General features: G+C 69.9%; 17 protein-coding genes. 10 read left to right on the top strand and 7 right to left on the bottom strand.

Translation table 11 applies throughout. The features are described from left to right. Positions 1–14 precede the first annotated feature (14 nt). Together HFP15_RS29885 and HFP15_RS29880 are read left to right on the top strand one after the other, a co-directional pair. On the top strand, positions 15–1,232 hold the full coding sequence (locus tag HFP15_RS29885) for a DUF445 domain-containing protein (protein WP_168520120.1): 1,218 nt from the start codon (positions 15–17) through the stop codon (positions 1,230–1,232). A 22-nt stretch (positions 1,233–1,254) separates the two neighbouring features. Next, complete coding sequence (locus HFP15_RS29880; protein ID WP_168520119.1) at positions 1,255–2,565, top strand: alginate O-acetyltransferase AlgX-related protein; 1,311 nt, start codon at positions 1,255–1,257, stop codon at positions 2,563–2,565. On the opposite strand, the gene HFP15_RS29875 is transcribed toward HFP15_RS29880, so the two are convergent. The 3 genes from HFP15_RS29875 to HFP15_RS29865 are packed head-to-tail and all read right to left on the bottom strand — an operon-like array spanning position 2,519 to position 5,097. After that, positions 2,519–3,403, bottom strand: a complete 885-nt coding sequence (locus HFP15_RS29875) for a metal ABC transporter permease (RefSeq protein ID WP_168520118.1) — start codon at positions 3,401–3,403, stop codon at positions 2,519–2,521. The genes HFP15_RS29880 and HFP15_RS29875 overlap by 47 nt on opposite strands. Next, on the bottom strand, positions 3,404–4,198 hold the full coding sequence (locus HFP15_RS29870) for a metal ABC transporter ATP-binding protein (protein WP_168520117.1): 795 nt from the start codon (positions 4,196–4,198) through the stop codon (positions 3,404–3,406). Next, positions 4,195–5,097 (bottom strand): metal ABC transporter solute-binding protein, Zn/Mn family, encoded by a 903-nt coding sequence (locus tag HFP15_RS29865; protein ID WP_168520116.1) that lies wholly within the window; start codon positions 5,095–5,097, stop codon positions 4,195–4,197. The genes HFP15_RS29870 and HFP15_RS29865 overlap by 4 nt, the downstream gene beginning before the upstream one ends. Before the next feature lie 187 nt (positions 5,098–5,284). On the opposite strand from HFP15_RS29865, the gene HFP15_RS29860 reads away from it, so the two are divergent. From HFP15_RS29860 to HFP15_RS29850, 3 genes are all read left to right on the top strand, one after another. After that, the gene (locus HFP15_RS29860; RefSeq protein ID WP_168520115.1) at positions 5,285–6,385 is read left to right on the top strand and encodes a LacI family DNA-binding transcriptional regulator; all 1,101 of its coding nucleotides are present in this window, start codon (positions 5,285–5,287) and stop codon (positions 6,383–6,385) included. 76 nt (positions 6,386–6,461) lie between these two features. Then, complete coding sequence (locus tag HFP15_RS29855; protein ID WP_168520114.1) at positions 6,462–6,953, top strand: beta-class carbonic anhydrase; 492 nt, start codon at positions 6,462–6,464, stop codon at positions 6,951–6,953. Between the two features lie 69 nt (positions 6,954–7,022). Further along, a complete protein-coding gene (locus HFP15_RS29850) occupies positions 7,023–7,883 on the top strand; it encodes an iron-sulfur binding domain-containing protein (protein WP_210718053.1) in 861 nt (286 codons plus the stop codon). 71 nt (positions 7,884–7,954) lie between these two features. On the opposite strand, the gene HFP15_RS29845 is transcribed toward HFP15_RS29850, so the two are convergent. Both HFP15_RS29845 and HFP15_RS29840 read right to left on the bottom strand, forming a co-directional pair. After that, on the bottom strand, positions 7,955–8,704 hold the full coding sequence (locus tag HFP15_RS29845; protein WP_168520112.1) for an alpha/beta fold hydrolase: 750 nt from the start codon (positions 8,702–8,704) through the stop codon (positions 7,955–7,957). Beyond that, complete coding sequence (locus HFP15_RS29840) at positions 8,701–10,095, bottom strand: AAA family ATPase (protein ID WP_168520111.1); 1,395 nt, start codon at positions 10,093–10,095, stop codon at positions 8,701–8,703. Before HFP15_RS29840 ends, HFP15_RS29845 begins: the two co-directional genes overlap by 4 nt. A gap of 83 nt (positions 10,096–10,178) precedes the next feature. Between HFP15_RS29840 and HFP15_RS29835 the strand changes: the two genes are divergently transcribed. Continuing rightward, positions 10,179–10,484 (top strand): antibiotic biosynthesis monooxygenase family protein, encoded by a 306-nt coding sequence (locus HFP15_RS29835; RefSeq protein WP_168520110.1) that lies wholly within the window; start codon positions 10,179–10,181, stop codon positions 10,482–10,484. Next, positions 10,471–11,301: an SIR2 family NAD-dependent protein deacylase gene (locus HFP15_RS29830; protein WP_168520109.1), complete on the top strand. Its 831-nt coding sequence runs from the start codon at positions 10,471–10,473 to the stop codon at positions 11,299–11,301. Before HFP15_RS29835 ends, HFP15_RS29830 begins: the two co-directional genes overlap by 14 nt. Here the strand turns inward: HFP15_RS29830 and HFP15_RS29825 are convergent. Continuing rightward, positions 11,288–12,202, bottom strand: a complete 915-nt coding sequence (locus tag HFP15_RS29825; RefSeq protein WP_168520108.1) for an endonuclease/exonuclease/phosphatase family protein — start codon at positions 12,200–12,202, stop codon at positions 11,288–11,290. The two genes, HFP15_RS29830 and HFP15_RS29825, sit on opposite strands and share 14 nt — an antisense overlap. A 200-nt stretch (positions 12,203–12,402) precedes the next feature. On the opposite strand from HFP15_RS29825, the gene HFP15_RS29820 reads away from it, so the two are divergent. Both HFP15_RS29820 and HFP15_RS29815 read left to right on the top strand, forming a co-directional pair. Further along, positions 12,403–13,353: an ATP-binding cassette domain-containing protein gene (locus HFP15_RS29820; protein WP_168520107.1), complete on the top strand. Its 951-nt coding sequence runs from the start codon at positions 12,403–12,405 to the stop codon at positions 13,351–13,353. Continuing rightward, complete coding sequence (locus HFP15_RS29815; RefSeq protein ID WP_168520106.1) at positions 13,350–14,150, top strand: ABC transporter permease; 801 nt, start codon at positions 13,350–13,352, stop codon at positions 14,148–14,150. The genes HFP15_RS29820 and HFP15_RS29815 overlap by 4 nt, the downstream gene beginning before the upstream one ends. Here HFP15_RS29815 and HFP15_RS29810 read toward each other — a convergent pair. Then, a complete protein-coding gene (locus HFP15_RS29810; RefSeq protein ID WP_168520105.1) occupies positions 14,147–17,275 on the bottom strand; it encodes an ATP-binding protein in 3,129 nt (1,042 codons plus the stop codon). The two genes, HFP15_RS29815 and HFP15_RS29810, sit on opposite strands and share 4 nt — an antisense overlap. A gap of 78 nt (positions 17,276–17,353) precedes the next feature. Here HFP15_RS29810 and HFP15_RS29805 point away from each other — a divergent pair, with 78 nt between their 5' ends. Then, positions 17,354–18,667, top strand: coding sequence for a M1 family metallopeptidase (locus tag HFP15_RS29805; protein ID WP_168520163.1), 1,314 nt, complete (start codon positions 17,354–17,356; stop codon positions 18,665–18,667). Positions 18,668–18,820: the final 153 nt, after the last annotated feature.

Below are 18,820 nucleotides of genomic sequence, written 5' to 3'. Positions count from 1 at the left end.
GTGGAGGTGGCCGGGTGGAGACCATCCTGACCGACCTCGCCGCGCACTGGCCGCTGTACGCCGCCATCCCGTTCATCGCCGCGCTCATCGGATACGTGACCAAGCGCGTCGCGATCGAGATGATGTTCCGGCCGCTGGAGTTCGCCGGCCTCCCCGGCACGTTCCTCGGCTGGCAGGGCGTGGTGCCCAAACACGGCGGCCGGATGGCCGCGATCGCCACCGATCTGCTCACCTCGAACCTGCTGGATCTCAAGGAGATCTTCGCCAGGATCGACGCGGACCGGATGACGAGGGAGATCGAGCAGCCGCTGCTGCGCACCATCGACGACATCGCCCGCGACGTGCTCGCCGAGTACCAGCCCCGGCTGTGGGAAGCGCTTCCCGCGATGGCGCAGGACCTGGTCGTCAAGCAGGTCCAGGCCGCGGCGCCGCGGCTCGTGCGCGAACTGATGACCGAGATCAGGCAGAACCTGGACGAGGTCCTCGACGTCAAGCACATGACCGTGCAGAACCTGACGCGTGACAAGGCACTGCTGGTTCGCCTGATTCGCGAGACCACCCGCCCGGAGATGGCGTTCATCGCGCGCTGCGGAATCTACTTCGGATTCGGCCTGGGCCTCGTGCAGGCCATCGTGTGGGCGCTGACGAAGAACCCGTGGGTGCTGCCGGTCTTCGGTGGCTGCATCGGGCTGTTCACCGACTGGCTCGCCATCAAACTGATCTTCGTGCCGCGCGATCCGGTACGCGTCGGTCGCTGGGTGCTGCAGGGCAAGTTCCAGCGGCGGCGGACCGAGGTGGCGCGGCAGTACGGCGAGCTGATCGCGCACGAGGTGCTGACCATGCCGAACCTGCTCAGCGCGATCCTGCGCGGGCCGCGTTCGGACCTTCTGGTCGCGATGGTGCACCGGATCGTCGCCAAAGCCGTGGACGAGCAAGCGGGACGGCTGGTGACGGCGACGATCGGGCCGGCACGGCTGCGCGAGATGAAGGAGGCCGCGGCCGCGCGCACGCTGGAACGGCTTCCCGACACCGTCCGCTACGCCGAGGGCTACCTGACCGAGGCGATGGACGTCGCGAACATGGTCGAGATGCGGATGCTCGCGCTCACCCCGGTCGAGTACGAGGGCCTGCTGCGGCCCGCGTTCCGCCAGGAGGAGTGGAAGCTGATCGCGGTCGGCGGTGTGATCGGTTTCGTGGTCGGTGAGTTGCAGGTTGTGCTGATGCTGCACTGACCCGGCGGTTAACGTGTCCACTGTGGCCCGAGAACCCCAGCAGCTGCCCGCCGTGCACGAGGCGTGGCTTCCCAGGGAGCACGCGCTGCACCGGCCGCGGCACGGCGGCAGGCAGCTGACCGCGCTGATCAGCGCACTCGTGTTCTTCGTGACGCCCACCCTGATGTGGGTGTTCGGGATGCGGCCGACGGAGATCGAGAACCACGCGCTGGCGGGCTTCCCGAGCATCGGCGACGGCTGGGGCTTCTTCACCGGCCTGCCCACCTGGGCCACCGACCAGCTGTCCTTCCGCAGTGCCGCGATCACCGCCGCCGACGGGATCAGCCGCGGGATCTTCGGCGAGTCCGCGCCGCACGACCAGGGCGGCACCTCCAACTCGGGTCCGCTGCCCGGCAGCCCACCGCCCGCCAACGGCCAGACCCCGACCAACGGCACGAGCCTCGGCCCGGTCGACCAGGCCGGGTACCGGCAGGTCATCGAGGGCACGAACGGCTGGCTCTATTACGGGGTCGACGCCGAGGCGAAGTGCGCGCCGAACCGCCCACTGGCCGACACCATCGAGCGCATCAACGAAGTGCGCGACATCGTGCTGAGTTCCGGCCGCAAGTTCGTGTGGGTGGTGCCGCCGGACAAGTCGACGATGGTGCCGCAGTTCCTGCCCTCGACCTATCCCGGCAAGGACTGCCACCAGGCGGCCGAGACACCGACGTGGGCGCAGCTGGACGCCGCGGGAGCGATGGACCTGCGGCCCGAGCTGCGGCAGGTCACCGCACAGATCGGCCGCCCGGTCTACACACCGCTGGACACGCACTGGACCGACGAGGGCGCGCTGGCGCTCACCCGCAACGTCGCCGACTCCGTGCAGCCGGGCGTCACCGCGACCTGGCAGAGCCCGCAGATCGGCACCTACACCGGCACCGCGGACCTGCCGAAGCTGCTCGGCCGTTCCGGGGAGAAGACGAGCACGCTCTACTCGCTGGCCCCGGACGGCGTGACCGACCGGGCGGGGCCGATCATCACCAACCTCGACACCCCGTACCGGCACTCGTCGCCGCCGCTCACCGGGACCGTGGACACGCCGACGCTCGTCTACGGCGATTCGTTCACCATCGCGTCCTCGCGCTACCTCGCCGCGGCGTTCTCGAACCTGACGATGCTGAACTACTCCACCACCAAGACCACTGTGGACCAGGCCGTCGACGAGTTCGTCAACGCGAAGGCCGTCGTGCTGGAAACGGTGGAACGCGGTGTTTCCGCGGGCTCGCTGCCGTTCTTCGACGACGGTTTCATCCAGCAGCTGCGGACGAAACTGGCGCAACATCCCGTGGGCTGACCTTGCCCGCCCGGTCGCGGCGGTACGCCACGAAGCGGCAGATCAGGTAGATGATGAACGAGATCGCGGTGACGAAGGCGCTCACCGGGGCGCCGGGCGCGAGCGAGAAGATGATCCCGCCGAGCGCCGCGATCTCCGCGAACACCACCGACAGCACCGTGGCCCGCCACGGGCTCGCGGTGATCCGGGCGGCCGCCGCGGCGGGGGTGACCATCAGCGCGACCACGAGCAGCGCGCCGACGATCTGCACGCCGAGCGCCGTCGCGACGCCGACGAGCACCGCGAACACCATCGAGAGCAGCCGTGCCGGCACCCCGCGGGCCGCCGCGACGTGCGGATCGACGCTGGCGAACAGCAGCGGCCGGTAGATCACCGCGAGCACGAGCAGCACCACCACGGCCGCGATGATCAGCACGAGCACGTTCGTCGGCTCGATGGACACGATCTGCCCGACGAGAATGCCGAACTTGTTGGACGCGCGACCGGGATAGAACCACAGCAGCAGCACACCAAGGCCAAGCCCGAAGGACAGGATCGCGCCGATCACCGAGTCGCGTTCGGACTCGCGCCCGCCGAGCAGCCCGAGCAGCAACGCGGCGACGACCGCGCCGAACAGCGCACCGAACTCGAGGCCGACACCGAGCAGCAACGCGGCGGCCGCGCCGGTGAAGGCCAGTTCCGCGGTGCCGTGCACGGCGAAGGACATCCGCCGCATCACGATCAGCGGGCCGAGCACCCCGGCGACCAGTCCGAGCACGGCCGCGGCGAGCAGTGCCGTCTGCACGAAGGGGAAACCGAGCAGTTTCGCGGTCAGCTCGAGATCGAAGAACTTGTCCACTTACGACACTCGCTCGTCCAGATGATGGGGCTCGTCCTCGCACAGCGCGATCTGCGCACCGGCGACGTGGATCTGCCCGCCGACTCGAAGGACCTCGATGCGGGTCCGGTACAACTCCGACAGGGTGGCCGAGGTCATCACCTCGTCCGGTTTGCCGATCCGGAACCGGCCGTCGACCAGATACAGCACGCGGTCCACATAGGACAGGATCGGGTTCAGTTCGTGGGTCACGAACAGCACCGCCGTGCCGGCCTCGCGGCGCCGGGCGTCGATGAGCGCGCTGACCGCCTGCTGGTGGGCCAGGTCCAGGGACAGCAGCGGCTCGTCGCACAGCAGCACCTCGGGCTCGCCGACCAGCGCCTGCGCGACCCGGAGCCGTTGCTGTTCACCGCCGGAGAGCCGCCCGACCGGCGACTTCGCGTAGGACTGCGCCCCGACTGCCTCGATCGCCTCGGCGACGCGGCGGCGCCGTTCCCGGACGCCGCGCAGCCCGGTGCCCCACCGGTGCCCGTCGAGGCCGAGGCCGACCAGGTCGACCCCGCGCAGGGTCAGGGCCTCCTGCATCGCGCGCTGCTGCGGCACGTACCCGACGGGCCGGTCGCTGCGCACGCGCCAGGTGCCCGCCGACAGCGGCTGCAAGCCCAGCAGCACCTTGAGCAGGCTGGTCTTGCCCGAGCCGTTGGGGCCGAGAATCGAGACGAACTCGCCGGGCTCGACGTCGAGGTCGAGCCCCGACCACAACGTGCGCGGGCCGAACGCGAGGCTCGCACGAGAGATCTGGACGATCGGACTCAAGAGTTCAGCGCTCCCGACAAGGCGTCGACTTGGCTGGTCATCCAAGAAATGTAGTCCGTCGCACCCGCGGGCAGCGTTTCGGTCACATCCACCACGGGCAGGCCGGCCTTCTTCGCGTTGTCGACCACCTGCTTGGTCACCGCCGTCTCGGTCTGCGCGTTGTTGACCACGAATTTGACCTGCTTGGCGGAGACGAGCTGGTCGACCGCGGCGAGCGCGGCCGCGGGCACGTCGCTTTCCTGCTCGATGGCCGCGGAGAAGTCCTTCGGGGTGGCGTCGGTGAGCTTCGCGCTCGCCAGCAGGTAATGCGCGACGGGTTCGGTGGAAAGCACCTTGGTGTCCGGGTGCGCGGCGCCCGCCTGCTCGACCTTGGTCCGCAGATCGGCGACCTTGGCCTTGAACGCGGCGGCGTTGCCGGTGAAGGTCTGCGCCTCCGCGGGGCGGATCTGGCCGAGGTCGGTGGCCACCTGGTCGGCCACCTTCTCGACGGCGGCGAAGCTGTACCAGACGTGCTCGTTCTCGTCGCCGGTCGCGCCGATGTCGACGGCGACGAGCTTCCTGGCGTTCGTGGCCTGGTCGGCGAGCTTGCCGAAGAAGTCGTCGTAGCCGCCGCCGTTGGCGAGCGTGAGCTGGGCCTCCTGGGCGGCGACCGCGTCCTCGGGGGTGGTCTCGTAGGAGTGCGGGTCCGCCTGTGGGGCGTGGATGATCGAGGTCACCTTCACATCGTTCCCGCCGATCGCGGCGAGCACGCTGCCCCACACGTCGGTCGAGGCGACGACATTGATCTTCCCGCCGGTTTCGCCCGCGGTGTTACCACCACCACACCCGGTGAGCACCAGCGCGAACGCGGCGGTGACCGAAGTCAGGGCGAAAAGACGGGCAGGACGGCTGGAACTCATCGCGAGTACTCCCGAAAGTGGCAGGTCGAAGCACGGTCCGTAGTTATTGGAAACGGTTTTCGAGTTCACCTTACTCCACCGAGTGATGATCTTGCGAGTAGCGGTTACGTGCTCCTGAACGCGGCGTTGCCGTTCGCCACACGGCGCTCGACTTCTGCAATCCGTACTGAACCGTTACGGTTCCCCTATGGGGCGTCCTATGCGCATGAGGCGACAGGCGACTTTGGCGTCGCTGGCCGCGGAACTCGGCGTGTCCAGGACCACGGTGTCCAACGCCTACAACCGGCCCGACCAGCTGTCTCCGGAGCTGCGGCGCCGGGTGCTGGAGACGGCCCGCAGGCTCGGCTACCCCGGGCCGGACCCGGTCGCCAGGTCGCTGCGTACCCGCAAGGCGGGCGCGGTCGGGCTGCTGCTGACCGAGAACCTCTCCTACGCCTTCCGCGACCCCGCGGCGATCGGCGTGCTCGAAGGGCTCGCGCTGGCCTGTGAGGACGCGGGCGTCGGCCTGCACCTCGTGCCCGCGAGCCCCGGGCGCGACGACGTGGCCGCCGTGCACCGCGCCGGGGTCGACGGGTTCGTCGTGTACTCGGTGCCCGACGACGATCCACACCTCGCGGCGGTGCTGGCCCGCCCGGTCCCGACGGTGATCATCGACCAGCCCCAGGTCGAGGGCGTCGACCGGGTCGGCCCGGACGACGCCAAGGCCATGACCGAACTGGCCGAGCACCTGATCGGGCTCGGGCACCGGCAGGTGGGCGTGCTGTGCATGCGGCTCGGCCGCGATCGCAATGACGACTTCGTCTCGGCCGAACGACAGCACGAGGCGCATTTCCACGTGCAGAGGACGCGGCTGGAGGCACTGGCGACGGCGTTCACCAAGGCCGGGGTCGACTGGGCGAGCGTGCCCGTCGTCGAGCGGTTCGACCACACCGTGGACGAGGGCGCATCGGCCGCACGACAGTTACTCGGGTCGTATCCGCAGGTCACCGCGCTGATCTGCACGTCGGACATCCTCGCGCTGGGCGCGCTGGCCGAGGCCGACCGGCGTGGTCTGCGGGTGCCCGCCGACCTCACCGTGACCGGGTTCGACGGCATCTCGGAGGCCGAGCGGGCGGGGCTGACCACGGTGCACCAGCCGGTGCTGGAGAAGGGCCGGGCCGCGGGCAAGCTGCTGCTCGCCTCCGCCGAGCACGTGAACCCCCGGGTGATCACTCTGCCGACCGAACTGCGCATCGGCACGACCTCCGCCGCGCCGCGCACCATGGAAGAACACTGGTTCGGACCGTGATGTTTGTCTAGCCACGTTGCCGGAGCGGCCGCCGCCAGGTCAAATGGGGTGACCGACACGGACGCCGGAGGTTTGGATGACCGCGATCGACGTGCTGCTGAAGCGCAACCACGAACTCGAGGACAAGCTGCGAGGTGATCGTTCGTCCGCGCAGCCGTCGATGCACGTCGCGATCCTGACCTGCATGGACGCGCGGATCCGCGTGTTCGAGCTGTTCGGCCTGATCCAGGGTGAGGCGCACATCCTGCGCAACGCCGGCGGCGTGGTGACCGACGACGTGCTCCGGTCGCTCGCGCTGTCGCAGCGCAAGCTCGGCACCACCGAGGTGATCATCGTTCAGCACACGAGCTGTGGCCTGTCCATGGTCACCGAGGACGATTTCAAGGACGAGCTGGAGAAGGACACCGGGCTGCGGCCGACCTGGGCGGTCGAGGCGTTCCGGGACGTGCAGGACAGCGTCCGCACGTCGGTGCAGCGTGCCCGGCGCAGCGCGTTCCTGCCGCACACCGACAACGTGCGTGGTTTCGTCTACGACGTGCACACCGGTGAGCTGACCGAGGTCGAATAGCCACAGGCTGCTTTCCGGTGAGCGGGCGGCGGCTCTTACCCTGTCCCGGTGTCCATCGACGCCGAGACGATGATCGACTGGTTCGACCGGACCGCGCGGGATCTGCCGTGGCGGCGGCCGGAGTGCACCGGATGGGGTGTGCTGGTCAGCGAGATCATGCTGCAGCAGACGCCCGTGGCCAGGGTGCAGCCGATCTGGGAAGAATGGCTGGTGCGCTGGCCGGTGCCGTCCGCGATGGCGGCGGCGAGCCAGGGCGAGGTGCTGCGGGCGTGGGGTAAACTCGGGTACCCGAGGCGAGCGCTGCGCCTGCACGCCGCCGCCGCGGTCATCGCTGCGGAGCACGGTGACGTTGTACCGTCCGATGTGGACATTCTGCTGGCGTTGCCCGGCATCGGCGTCTACACCGCGCGGGCGGTCGCGGCTTTCGCCTACGGGAAGCGGGCGCCGGTGGTGGACACCAACGTCCGGCGCGTGGTCGCCCGCGCCGTGCACGCGGCGGGCGATGCCGGCCCGCCGTCGAACACGCGCGACATGGCCGACGTCGAGGCCATGCTGCCCGCGGCGGACGCCCCGGCGGCGACGTTCTCGGCGGCGTTGATGGAGTTGGGCGCGCTCGTGTGCACAGCCCGCAACCCGAAGTGCGCCGACTGCCCGATCTACGACGCGTGCGCGTGGCAACGCGCGGGGCGCCCGGCGTACAACGGCCCGGCGAAGCCGGTGCAGAAGTTCGCGGGCACGGACCGGCAGATCCGGGGAAAGCTGCTGGACGTGCTGCGCGACACCCCGGAACCGGTGTGGAAGGACAAACTGGACCTGGTGTGGCCGCAGGACGCCGGGCGCCGGGACCGCTGCCTGGCCTCGCTGCTGACGGACGGCCTGGTCGAGCAGATCCCGGACGGCCGCTTCGCACTGCCGGGAGAACACAAGTAGCGCCGCGTCGCATCCGGACCGGCGAGCTCCCAGCCCACGCCTGCCCCGACCTGCACCGGCAAAGAGCGCCGTCAGCGGCTGAGTACGCGTGACAAGAACGCCTCGACCGCGCCCCGATACTCCTCCGGTGCGTCGTCATGGACGACGTGGCCCGCGCCTTCGACCACGACGTGGACGCCGTCCTTCGCGCGGACTGCCAGTTCTGCTTGCTGTCCGTGCGGCATCGCGGTGTTGCCTGCCTCGATCACCAGCATCGGGCACTCGACACCGTCCACATAGGACCAGTATTGCCTGCGGCCCCATTCCGCGGCGATTTCGTACAGATCCTCCAGGTTCGCCATCAGGTGGTAGCCGTCCTGGCGTTGGGTCATGCACTCGATGAAGTAGTTCCCCGTGCTGCCGAAGAACTCCCGCACCTGCGCCAGCGACTGGAAGGGCACCGGCCACGAATCGAAGTAGCCGCGCCACGTCTCGACCGTGCGGCCGCGCTGGTCCGGCGCCATGTCCTCGACCACCACCGCGCGCACCAGATCGGGATGGGTCGCCGCCGTCGCCCACGCGTGCAGACCGCCCATGGAGTGACCGACGAGGACGGCCGGCTCGTCGAATTCCCGCAGCAGCGCGGCGACGTCGGCGACGAACTGCTCCGTCGTCCACGGACCCACGCGCGCGCCGTAGCCGTGCCCGCGCGCGTCCAGGCCCACGACGTGGCCGTACCGGTTCAGCCACTGCGCCACCGGCCACCAGGTCCGCGCGCGCCCCATCAGACCGTGCAGCAACACGATCGGCGTGCCCGCGCCGCCGAAGTCGACGACGCTCATCGGCTGCCCAGCAGCGACCTGGTCAGCGAGTTGCGCGAGTCGTTCATCTCCCTCAGCGCCGCGCTGATCGCCGCGTCGTCCACCGGCACCGGGGTCTCCTCGACACCGTGGCTCACCTGGTGCAACACAGCTCGCCGCAGGAGCTCCTTGATGAACGACGCCGTCACCCCATCAGTCTGCGCCACGACCGGCTCCAGATCGGCACGCAGGTCCACGTTCCGTCCGTACAGCTCCAGCAGCCGGCGCCGCCCGACCGCGTCCGGCTTCGGGATCTCCACCGCCAGATCCACCCGGCCCGGACGGTCCGCGAGGGCCTTCTCCAGCTCGGCGGCCCGGTTCGTGGTCAGCACGAACGTGACGTCCGCGTCGGCGCCGACCCCGTCCATCGCGTCCAGCAGGCTGAACAGCAACGGGTTCCCGCCCGGCGTGCTGGACCGGTCCTGCGCCACCAGATCCACGTCCTCGACCACCAGGATCGACGGCTGCAACCGCCGCGCCAGCTCGGCCGCCTTGCTGATGAAACGCATGGCCGTGCCGGTCAGGATGATCACCGTCGCGTCTTCGAGACGCCCCATCAGGTATCGCACCGTGTGCGTCTTGCCGGTCCCGGGCGGTCCGTGCAGCAGCAGGCCCCGCTTGAGATGCTGGCCAGCTTCCCGCAACCGCTTCGCGTGCCCGGCGATGCCGATGGTGTGCCGTTCGATCGCGGGCAGCACCCCGTCCGGCAACACGACGTCCGACGGGGCCAGCGACGGCCGCGGCAGGAACGTCAGCAGCTCGTTGCCGCGATGCTCGCTGGTGCCGAACGCGAGTACCTTGCCGCGCAGCACGTCGTACTCCCGCATCAGCTGCTCGATGCGGTCCCGCGTGGCGCTGGCGGCGGCCCGGCCGGCCGCGATCACCTCGAACCTCGCCACGCCGGACGGGCCGTGCTGCGCGATCGGCCCGCGCACGCCGATCACGACGGGTGAGCCGTCCGGTGCCGTGGTCGTCACGGCGCCGAACTGCACGACCTCTTCGCTCTCCTCCGGCCCGACCGCCTCGTTCGCGTAGTCCACCGCGCCCAGTTCGTACATCGCGTGCCGCCGCGCGGTGGCGAGCATCGCGATCAGCTCCTCACTGGAGCGGTTGCTGCCCGCGACGCCGAACCATTCCTGGTCCCCGCCCCGCTCCGCGAGATACCGCTCCACCCCACGGTGCACGTTCACGTGCTCCCAGGCCGGAAAGTCGTGCGCGACCAGCACGAGATCGGCCAGCTCCACGCCGATGTGCCCGGTCACCTTGCCGATCAGTTCGGCGGAGGGATGCGTCTCGTCCACGACAGCGGCCACCGACCGCACGATTTTCTGCAGATCCGCGGCGAGTGCGCGCGCCGAGCCGTTGTCGATCATTCCCGCAGCCTGGCACAACGGCCGGCCCCTCGCCCACCGCCGCCCTCAACGGAGACGCTCCGCGTCACGGTAGATTCTGAGGCATGGCAGTAGTGAAGATCAACGCGATCGAGGTCCCCGAAGGCGCCGGCCCCGAACTGGAGAAGCGGTTCGCGGCACGCAAACACGCGGTGGACTCGCAGCCCGGCTTCCTCGGCTTCGAACTGCTCCGCCCCGTCTCCGGCGACAACCGGTACTTCGTGGTCACCAGGTGGGAGTCCGACGAGGCGTTCAACGCGTGGCGGTCGGGCCCGGCCCAGGACGCGCACGCCGGTGAGCGCAAGAACCCGGTCGCGAGCGGCGCGAGCCTGCTGGAGTTCGAGGTCGTCGACCTCGATGGCACCGAATGACGCGAGCCTCGGCGAAGCGGCGGAGCTGATCGCCGGCGCGGGCGCCGTCCTGGTGTGCGCCGGCGCCGGTATGGGCGTGGACTCCGGGTTGCCCGATTTCCGTGGCGACGAAGGGTTCTGGAACGCCTACCCGCCGTACGAGCGGCTCGGCATCCGCTTCGCCGAACTCGCCGACCCTCGACACTTCGCGGACGATCCCGAGCTGGCGTGGGGTTTCTACGGTCACCGGCTCGACCTGTACCGCAAGACGGTGCCGCACGAGGGCTTCCGCATCCTGCGCGGCTGGGGCGAGTCGAAACCCGGCGGCGCACCGGTGTTCACGTCCAATGTGGACGGCCAGTTCGGCGAGGCCGGTTTCGGCATGGTCGCCGAGGTGCACGGCTCGATCCATCACCTGCAGTGCGTCGTGCCGTGTGGCCCGCACATCTGGCCCGCCACTGATCTGGACGTGGCCGTCGACCACGAGACCATGCGCGCCACCGGGCCGCTGCCGCGGTGCCCGCGCTGCGGCAACCTCGCCCGCCCCAACATCCTGATGTTCGGCGACGGGGACTGGATCCCGCACCGCACCGACGAGCAGCTGCACGCGCTCAACGAATGGCGCCGCGAGCACCGCGACCTCGTCGTCATCGAACTCGGCGCCGGGAAAGCGGTCCCGACCGTGCGCCGCTACGCCGAGCTGGCGAGCGCCGCCACTGGTGCGCTCATCCGCGTCAACCCGCGCGAGCCGGAGATCCGGCACGGCCGCGGTGTCTCGCTGCCGCACGGCGCGCTGGAAACCCTGGCCGCCCTCGACGCCCGGCTCAAGGCAGGGTGACCTGCGCGAACACCGCGTTGTGGTCGGAGCCCGGCACGTCGAGCACGCGGTAGCCCGCCACCGCGATCCGCGGATCGACCAGCACGTGATCGATCGTCACCGGCGGCGGAAAGGCCCCGGACGGCCAGGTCGGTGCGAAACCCGCGCCGCGGTTGTCGCCCGCGTCGACGTAACCGGCGTGCAGCAGGTCGCGGAACGCGGCGTGATCGAGCGTCGCGTTGAAGTCCCCGGCCAGGATCCGCACCGCACCACCGGAGTCCGGCCTCGGCAGCCGCGCGAGGTCGCTTTTCCAGGTGGCCGAGGACGCGGTCGGCGCGACGGGATGCACCGCGACGATCTCCACCGGCGTGCCCCCGATCTCGACCCGTGCGCTCGGCTGCTCCATCTCGCCGGGCCCGACCAGTGACAGCTCCGTCAACGGGTAGCGCGACGCGATGCCCGAGCCGTTCGCGCCGGGAATCGGCTTCAGCACGCGATGAGGCAACAGGTCGAACAGCCCGGCGCTGGTAAGTTCCCGCACCTCGCGCGGGGTCAGCTCCAGCAGGTTCAGCACGTCGACCTGGTTGTCGCGCACCAGCTTCACCAGCGCGTTCACGTCGGCACGGCCCAGGTACTGGTTCGAGGACATGACGCGCAGGGTCGCGCCGTGGGCGTCGGGTCGCGACGAGGCGAACGCACGCGGCAGCACCATGGCGACCAGCGCGATCGCGACGGCGACCGCGACGCCGCCGATCCACCAGTGCCGGAAGCCGAGCGCGACACCGCCGATGAGCAGCCCGCCCAGGGTCCAGTACGGGGTCAGCGCGATCAGCGCCGCGGTGATCCGGTCGCCGTCGACGCCGCACAGCCGCAGCGCGGCGAGCACGAGGAACCCCGCGGTCAGCACGGCGAAGAAGATCATGCGGCCAGTCTTCCCGCGCGAGCTTTTCCCAGCCTTTCCCGAAGCTGTGTCCGCGCTCTCCGGCGGATCGGCGGTGTGCACCAGACCAGTCATACCTGATTTCCGCTGACAAGCGGCTGCCAGCGCGATGTGCGTGAGCTGTCAGCACCGCTGGGCATCGTCGGGTCAACGCGACAACGACGGGAGACACAGGAGGTGCGATGTCGCTCGCGATCCAGGCGGAAGGCCTGGTGAAACGCTACGGGGAGACCACGGCGCTGGCAGGGGTCGACTTGGAGGTGCCGACCGGCAAGGTGGTCGGCGTGCTGGGCCCGAACGGGGCGGGCAAGACGACCGCCGTCCGGATCCTGGCCACGCTGCTGCGGCCGGACGCCGGCCACGCCACGGTCGGGGGTTACGACGTGGTGCGTGATCCGGTCCGGGTCCGGTCGGTGATCGGCGTGACGGGGCAGTACGCCTCGGTGGACGAGGACCTGTCCGGCACCGAGAACATGGTGCTGATCGGACGCCTGCTCGGCCTGTCTCGGGCCGCGGCGAAGGCCCGCGCGGCCGAGCTGCTGGAGCAGTTCGAGCTGACCGACGCGGCCGGCCGCGCGGCGAAGACGTACTCGGGCGGTATGCGGCGGCGTCTCGACCTCGCCGCGAGCCTGGTCGGCCGTCCGCAGGTGCTCTACCTCGACGAACCGACGACCGGGCTGGACCCGCACGCCCGCAACGAAGTGTGGAACGTGGTGCGGCGACTGGTCGGCGACGGCTCCACGGTGCTGCTGACCACGCAGTACCTGGAGGAGGCCGACCAGCTGGCCGACAGCATCACGGTCTTCGACCACGGCCGCGTAGTGGCGCAGGGCCGCGCCGACGAGCTGAAGCGCCGGGTCGGCGGACAGACGCTCCAGGTGCGCCCGACCTCGCCGGCCGACATGGACGTCGTGGCGCGGATCGTCGCGGACCTGACCGGGGTGCTGCCCGCCCGCGACGACGACAGCGGCCTTGTGACCGCGCCGGTGTCCGATCCGGTACTGATGTCCACTTTGGTCAGGAAGCTCGACGACGCCGGAATCACCGCGGACGAGCTGGCGCTGCGGCTGCCGAGCCTGGACGAGGTGTTCTTGGCGCTGACCGGAAAGCCCGCCGAGGAGGTGCTGGTATGACCAGCCTCGCCGTTGCCCCGCCGAGGTTCGTGAGCCCGGCGAAAGCGCTGCAACACGGGTTTTCCCTTGCCTGGCGGGGAATCCTGAAGATCCGCAAGAACCCGGAACAGCTGGTCGACGTGACCATCCAGCCGATCTTGTTCCTGGTGCTGTTCGTGTACCTCTTCGGCGGCGCGGTCGCCGGCAGCACCGGCGCCTATCTGCAGAACCTGGCGCCCGGCCTGCTCGTGCAGAACACGATCATGGCCAGCATGTCGGCCGGTGTCGCACTGAACACCGACGTCAGCAAGGGCGTGTTCGACCGGTTCCGCAGCATGCCGATCGCGCGGTCGGCCCCGCTGGTGGGAGCGGTGTTCGCGGACATCGTGCGTTATCTGGTCGCGATCGCGGTGCTGCTGGTCATGGCCACGATCATGGGTTTCCGCATCCAGACCGATCCGGCCTCGACGATCCTCGCGGTCGCCGTCATGGTGCTCGCGGGCCTGTGCTTCTGCTGGATCGCGGTGTTCGTCGGCATGCTCGTGGAGTCCCCGGGCGCGGTGCAAGGTGTCATGATCGCGTTCATCTTCCCGCTGACGTTCGGCAGCAACGTGTTCGTGCCCAGCTCCACGATGCCCGGCTGGCTCAAGACGTGGTCGGACATCAGCCCGGTGAGCCTGCTCGCCAACACGATGCGCGGGTTGCTCGACGGCGGTCCGGTCGCCGGTCCGCTGCTGGGTGCGCTGGCCTGGATGGCCGGTGTCGTGGCGGTGTTCTTCCCGCTGGCGATGCGCGCCTACCGCCGCCGCGTCGGCTAGGAGAACCGCGCGAGAAGCTGAGCGATGGCGTCGGGTTTGGCGAGCCCGGCGCCACGTTCGTATGCGTTCCGGTAGCCGTCCGCACCGAGCACGGCGGACAGTTTCGTGGCCAGTTCGGCCAGTTCCGGATCGCCCTCGTCGAAGGCACCGCGGATCGCCTTCGTCGCGCCCAGGGTCCACGCGGCGAGTTCTTCGTTGCCCTCCAGGGCGAACAGCGCGGCCGCCACCTGCGCGGCACGTGCCACGTCGGGCATGTCCTGTCGCTCACTCGACGTCCGCAACGCCTCCGGCAACCGCTGCCGGGCCCGCGTCGCGTCGCCCTCCGCGACCGCCATTGCGGCCTCGAACATCGCGAGCCACTCGTCGGCCATTCCCGGCGGAAACGGAAGCCCCGGGCTGTGGATGCGTATCCATTCGAGCGCCTCGCGTGCCCTCGGCAGATCTCCGGCACGCCGTGCGACGTCGACGATGCTGAACCGCACGATCGCGCTGTACTCGTCCTGTCCCGCGGCGTCGGCGATGCGTTCGGCCTCCTCGAGATCGCGCCACGCACCCTCGGGATCTCCGGACCGCAGCCGTTCGCTCGCGAGCGAGGACAGCTGCTGCACCGTGTCGTCGACGGAATTGAGCTCGCGGGCCATCGCGAGGCCGCGCTGATATCCGACGATGGCGCGCTCGTGGTCCCCGCGCAGGGAATGGCTGCCCGCCTGCATCGCGAGCGTCATCGCGATACCCCAGCGGTCGCCGACCTGCTCGAAACCCGCGAGCGCCGCGCCACGCGCCCGCTCGCTGCCGTCCAGATCGCCGTCGTCGTCGAGGAAGAACGCCTCCGCCCAGCGCGCGCAGGCACGCACCCACGGATCGGGGTGTGTGGCCGCCCGCGCCAGTTCGCGATCGGCGAGTGCGCGTTCGCGTGCCAGGAACGCGAGCATCGGGACCGCGAGACCGAGCGCGGGAAAGCGCCGCAGCGCCCCGGTGCGCACACAGTCGTCGATGATGACCGCCAGGTCCGGCGAGCTGCCGACGTGCGGGAGCGCCTCCATCAGCGTCTTCAGTGCGGCGAGCGTGGCCCGTACGTCGCCGGGGATGCGATCGCCGAAGTCGAGCACGTCGGTGATGTGCTGTTTCGGCTGGTCGTCGAATCCGCGGATCACCCAGTACCACATGAGCGCCGTGACGTAGCGGTGTGCGATTCCGGCTTCGTCGTTGTCGATCGCCCAGCGCAGGCCCCTGGTCATGTTGTCGTACTCGGCCTCGAACGCGGCGATGGCACCGAGTTGAGCGGCGGTGCGCAACGCGGCCTCGTGCGATTCGGCGAAACCGACGTAGTACTCGGCGAACCGGCGTGCGACCACGGCCCGTTCGGCGGCCTCGTCCAGCCGTTCCTCGCCGTAGGCGCGAATGGTCTCCAGCATCCGGTACCTGGGCTCGACCGCATCTACGGAGTCCACAATGGATTTCTCGACGAGTGAGCCGAGCACGTAGAGCACGTCCTGCTCCGGCAACAGATCGTCCGCGCAGACCGCCTCGGCGGCGGAAACCGTTACCCCACCGGGGAAAACCGACAGCCGCCTGGCCAGTACGCGCTCCGGTTTCTCCAGCAGGTCCCAGCTCCACTCGACCACGGCGCGCAGGGTCCGCTGACGCGGCAAAGCGACCCGGCTGCCGGAGGTGAGCAGGCGGAAGCGATCGTCGAGCCGTTTGGCGATCTGTTCGGGGGTCATGGAGCGCAGCCGCGCGGCCGCGAGTTCCAGTGCGAGCGGGAGCCCGTCGAGCCTGCGGCAGATTTCCGCCACCGGTTCCCGGGTGAGCTCGTCCAGCACGAAACCGGGCCGGACCGTCTCCGCCCGCTCCACGAACAGCCGCATCGCCTCGGCTTCCTCGAGCGGGCCGAGATGGCACAGCACTTCGCCGGTGATCGCGAGCGGTTCCCTGCTCGTGGCCAGGACGCGCAGACCGGGAACGCGGCCGAGCAATTCGTGCGTGAGTTCGGCCGCGGCGCCGACGAGGTGCTCGCAGTTGTCCAGTACCAGCAGTGCCTCGCCGGATCCGATCAGCTCGCGCACGCGCTCGAGCGGATCGGCGGGCTGCATCGACGGAGCCGTGTTGAGCAGGCGCATGTCCAGCGAGCCGAGCGCGCCGAGTACGGCGCTGGTGAGGTCACCGGGATCGCGCACCGAGGCGAGCGCGACGAACCACACCCGGCCACGCCGGTGCACGGGATGCCGGACGGCCGCCTCGGTGGCGAGCCGGGTCTTGCCCGCGCCGCCGGGACCGACCAGCGTGACCAGCCGCGCGTCGGTCAGCGAACGCGCGAGCAGGTCGAGTTCCTTGCCGCGGCCCACGAAACTGGTCAGCCGCACCGGCAGGTGATCGGTCTCCGGTCGAGTGGTCGCGATCTCGCCGCGCAGCACCGCCAGATGCACCTCACGCAGTTCCGCGGACGGATCGACGCCCAGCTCCTCGGCGAGAATCGCCCGCGTGCGCTCGAAAACGGCGAGCGCGTCGGACTGGCGGCCGGCCGCGTACAACGCGCGCATGCGCAGCCCGGCAAGCCGTTCCCGCAGCGGATGCGCCGCACCCGCGGTCTCCAGATCGGCGAGCACCTCCGCATGGCGGCCGAGTTCCAGTTCCGCCTCGAACCTGTCCTCGATCGCGGCGAGCCGCAGTTCCGCGAGGCGTGTGGCTGGCGCCTGCGCAAACGGCGCGTCCAGCACGTCGGAAAGCGGCTCGCCCTGCCACAACCCGAGCGCTTCGCCCAGCACCACGGCGGCTTCGGCGTACCCGCCCGCCGCCAGTTCACGCCTGCCGCGGGCGGCCAGTTCCTCGAACCGGCTCGCGTCGACGGACTCGACGGCGAGCACGTAGCCGGCGGTGCCGGAGGCGAGCCGCGTGCTGTCGCCGAGTGCCTTGCGCAGCCGGGAAACCGGTGACTGCAACGCGTTCGCCGCGTCCGCGGGCGGCAAGGCTCCCCACAGCCCGTCGATCAACGTGTCGGCGGCGACGGCGCGAGGAGCGTCCAGCGCGAGCCGGGCCAGGAGCATGCGCAGGCGGGCACCGCCGATGTCGATCGGCGTGCCGTCGTCCGCCCGGACGCCGACCGGGCCGAGTAATGACACCTGCACTGGTCCAGCTTTCCAGAAAGCCACGTGGGGCGTTACGTTCGTGGCGTGCGTGGCGTGGTGGCCCTGCTGGCGGCCTTGATGCTGGCCGGCTGTACCGCCGGCGAGGCGTCACGGCCCATGGCGGGTTCGGATGGTGCAGGGGACGCGTATTACCCGCAGGACGGCAACGGCGGTTACGACGTCGCGGACTACCGGCTCGCGATCGGCTACGACCCGGCGACCCGGGTGCTGAACGGGCAGCAGACGATCACCGCGCAGGCGCTCGAAAATCTGCGTTCCTTCAATCTCGACCTGTCCGGTTTGACGGTGGATTCCGTTCTCGTCAACGGTGCGCCTGCCCAATTCACGCGAACCGGCGCACACGAGCTGGTGATCACGCCCGCCGGATCGCTCGGTAGCGGCCAGCGGTTCACAACCGAAATCGGATACCACGGCACGCCACAGCCGATTGACGGAAACGGCTGGCAGTACACCGACAGCGGGGCGGCGTTCGTCGAAGGCGAACCGCAATCGGCCTCGACCTGGTATCCGGTGAACGACACCCCCAGGGACAAGGCGACCTTCCACCTGACGGTCACCGTGCCACCCGGCTGGACAGCGGTGTCGAACGGCCGCGAGGTGAGCCCCGGCGTCTGGGCGGAGGACACACCCGCCGCGACGTACCTGACCACCGTGGCCATCGACCGCTGGGACATCCAGCGCGGACGGCTCGCCGACGGCACACCCGTGCTCACCGCGTTCGCGCCCGGGGTGCCGGAATCCACGAAAGCCGCGGCCGCACGACTACCCGAGGTCATCGATTTCCTCGCCTCGAAATTCGGGCCGTATCCGGTCGACGCCGCGGGCGGCATCTTCCTGACCGCGCCGATCGACTTCTCGCTGGAAACGCTGGGCCGCCCGATCTACTCGGGGAAGGCGGGCGATATCGAAACGATCGTGCACGAGAACGCGCACCAGTGGTACGGCGATTCGGTGTCGGTGGCCGGCTGGAAGGACATCTGCCTCAACGAGTGCTTCGCCTCGTACGCGCAGTGGCTGTGGGCGGAGGCGAAGGAGGGGCAGAACCTCGACGACCGCTACCGGCGCGAGGTCGCGGCCGCGCCCGCGCGGCTGTGGGCGGGCAAGCTCTACGACATGGGGCCGGGCCAGGAGTTCACCGCCGTCTACCGCAAGGGCCCGCTCGCGTTGCACGCCCTGCGCCGCCGCATCGGCGAGCCGGCCTTCGAGCAGGTGCTGCGCACCTGGCCGAGCCAGCACCGTGACGGCAACGCGAGCCTGCCGGACTTCGAGCGCTACGTCGAGCAGGTGTCCGGCCAGGACCTGCGCGGTTTCTTCGATGCCTGGTTCAACGGCGACACCAAACCCGCGCCGCAGTACCTCGAACTGGGCTGACAACGAAAAACGCCCCCAGGGGCGGCCTTGGGTTCTAGGAGTCGTCGCAACACCCCAGCGCAAGGGGTGCGATGGATTTCGAGATCCGCAAGGACCGCAGGCCGCAGGGGCGCAACAAGCTCCACAAGGAGCGGGCTGCCTATCTTGATCTTG

Origin of the sequence: Amycolatopsis acididurans (genome assembly GCF_012328925.1) — a bacterium.
Lineage (GTDB): Bacteria > Actinomycetota > Actinomycetes > Mycobacteriales > Pseudonocardiaceae > Amycolatopsis_E > Amycolatopsis_E acididurans.
Note: the sequence above shows the minus strand (reverse complement) of the source record. Positions and strands in the feature narration are given on the sequence as shown.

Bases quoted from the DNA above. Each gene is read 5' to 3' on its own strand.
- HFP15_RS29865 (WP_168520116.1), bottom strand. From the start codon at position 5,097: ATGAGTTCCAGCCGTCCTGCCCGTCTTTTCGCCCTGACTTCGGTCACC.
- HFP15_RS29860 (WP_168520115.1), top strand. From the start codon at position 5,285: ATGGGGCGTCCTATGCGCATGAGGCGACAGGCGACTTTGGCGTCGCTG.
- HFP15_RS29855 (WP_168520114.1), top strand. From the start codon at position 6,462: ATGACCGCGATCGACGTGCTGCTGAAGCGCAACCACGAACTCGAGGAC.
- HFP15_RS29850 (WP_210718053.1), top strand. From the start codon at position 7,023: ATGATCGACTGGTTCGACCGGACCGCGCGGGATCTGCCGTGGCGGCGG.
- HFP15_RS29845 (WP_168520112.1), bottom strand. From the start codon at position 8,704: ATGAGCGTCGTCGACTTCGGCGGCGCGGGCACGCCGATCGTGTTGCTG.
- HFP15_RS29840 (WP_168520111.1), bottom strand. From the start codon at position 10,095: ATGATCGACAACGGCTCGGCGCGCGCACTCGCCGCGGATCTGCAGAAA.
- HFP15_RS29835 (WP_168520110.1), top strand. From the start codon at position 10,179: ATGGCAGTAGTGAAGATCAACGCGATCGAGGTCCCCGAAGGCGCCGGC.
- HFP15_RS29830 (WP_168520109.1), top strand. From the start codon at position 10,471: ATGGCACCGAATGACGCGAGCCTCGGCGAAGCGGCGGAGCTGATCGCC.
- HFP15_RS29825 (WP_168520108.1), bottom strand. From the start codon at position 12,202: ATGATCTTCTTCGCCGTGCTGACCGCGGGGTTCCTCGTGCTCGCCGCG.
- HFP15_RS29820 (WP_168520107.1), top strand. From the start codon at position 12,403: ATGTCGCTCGCGATCCAGGCGGAAGGCCTGGTGAAACGCTACGGGGAG.
- HFP15_RS29815 (WP_168520106.1), top strand. From the start codon at position 13,350: ATGACCAGCCTCGCCGTTGCCCCGCCGAGGTTCGTGAGCCCGGCGAAA.
- HFP15_RS29805 (WP_168520163.1), top strand. From the start codon at position 17,354: ATGCTGGCCGGCTGTACCGCCGGCGAGGCGTCACGGCCCATGGCGGGT.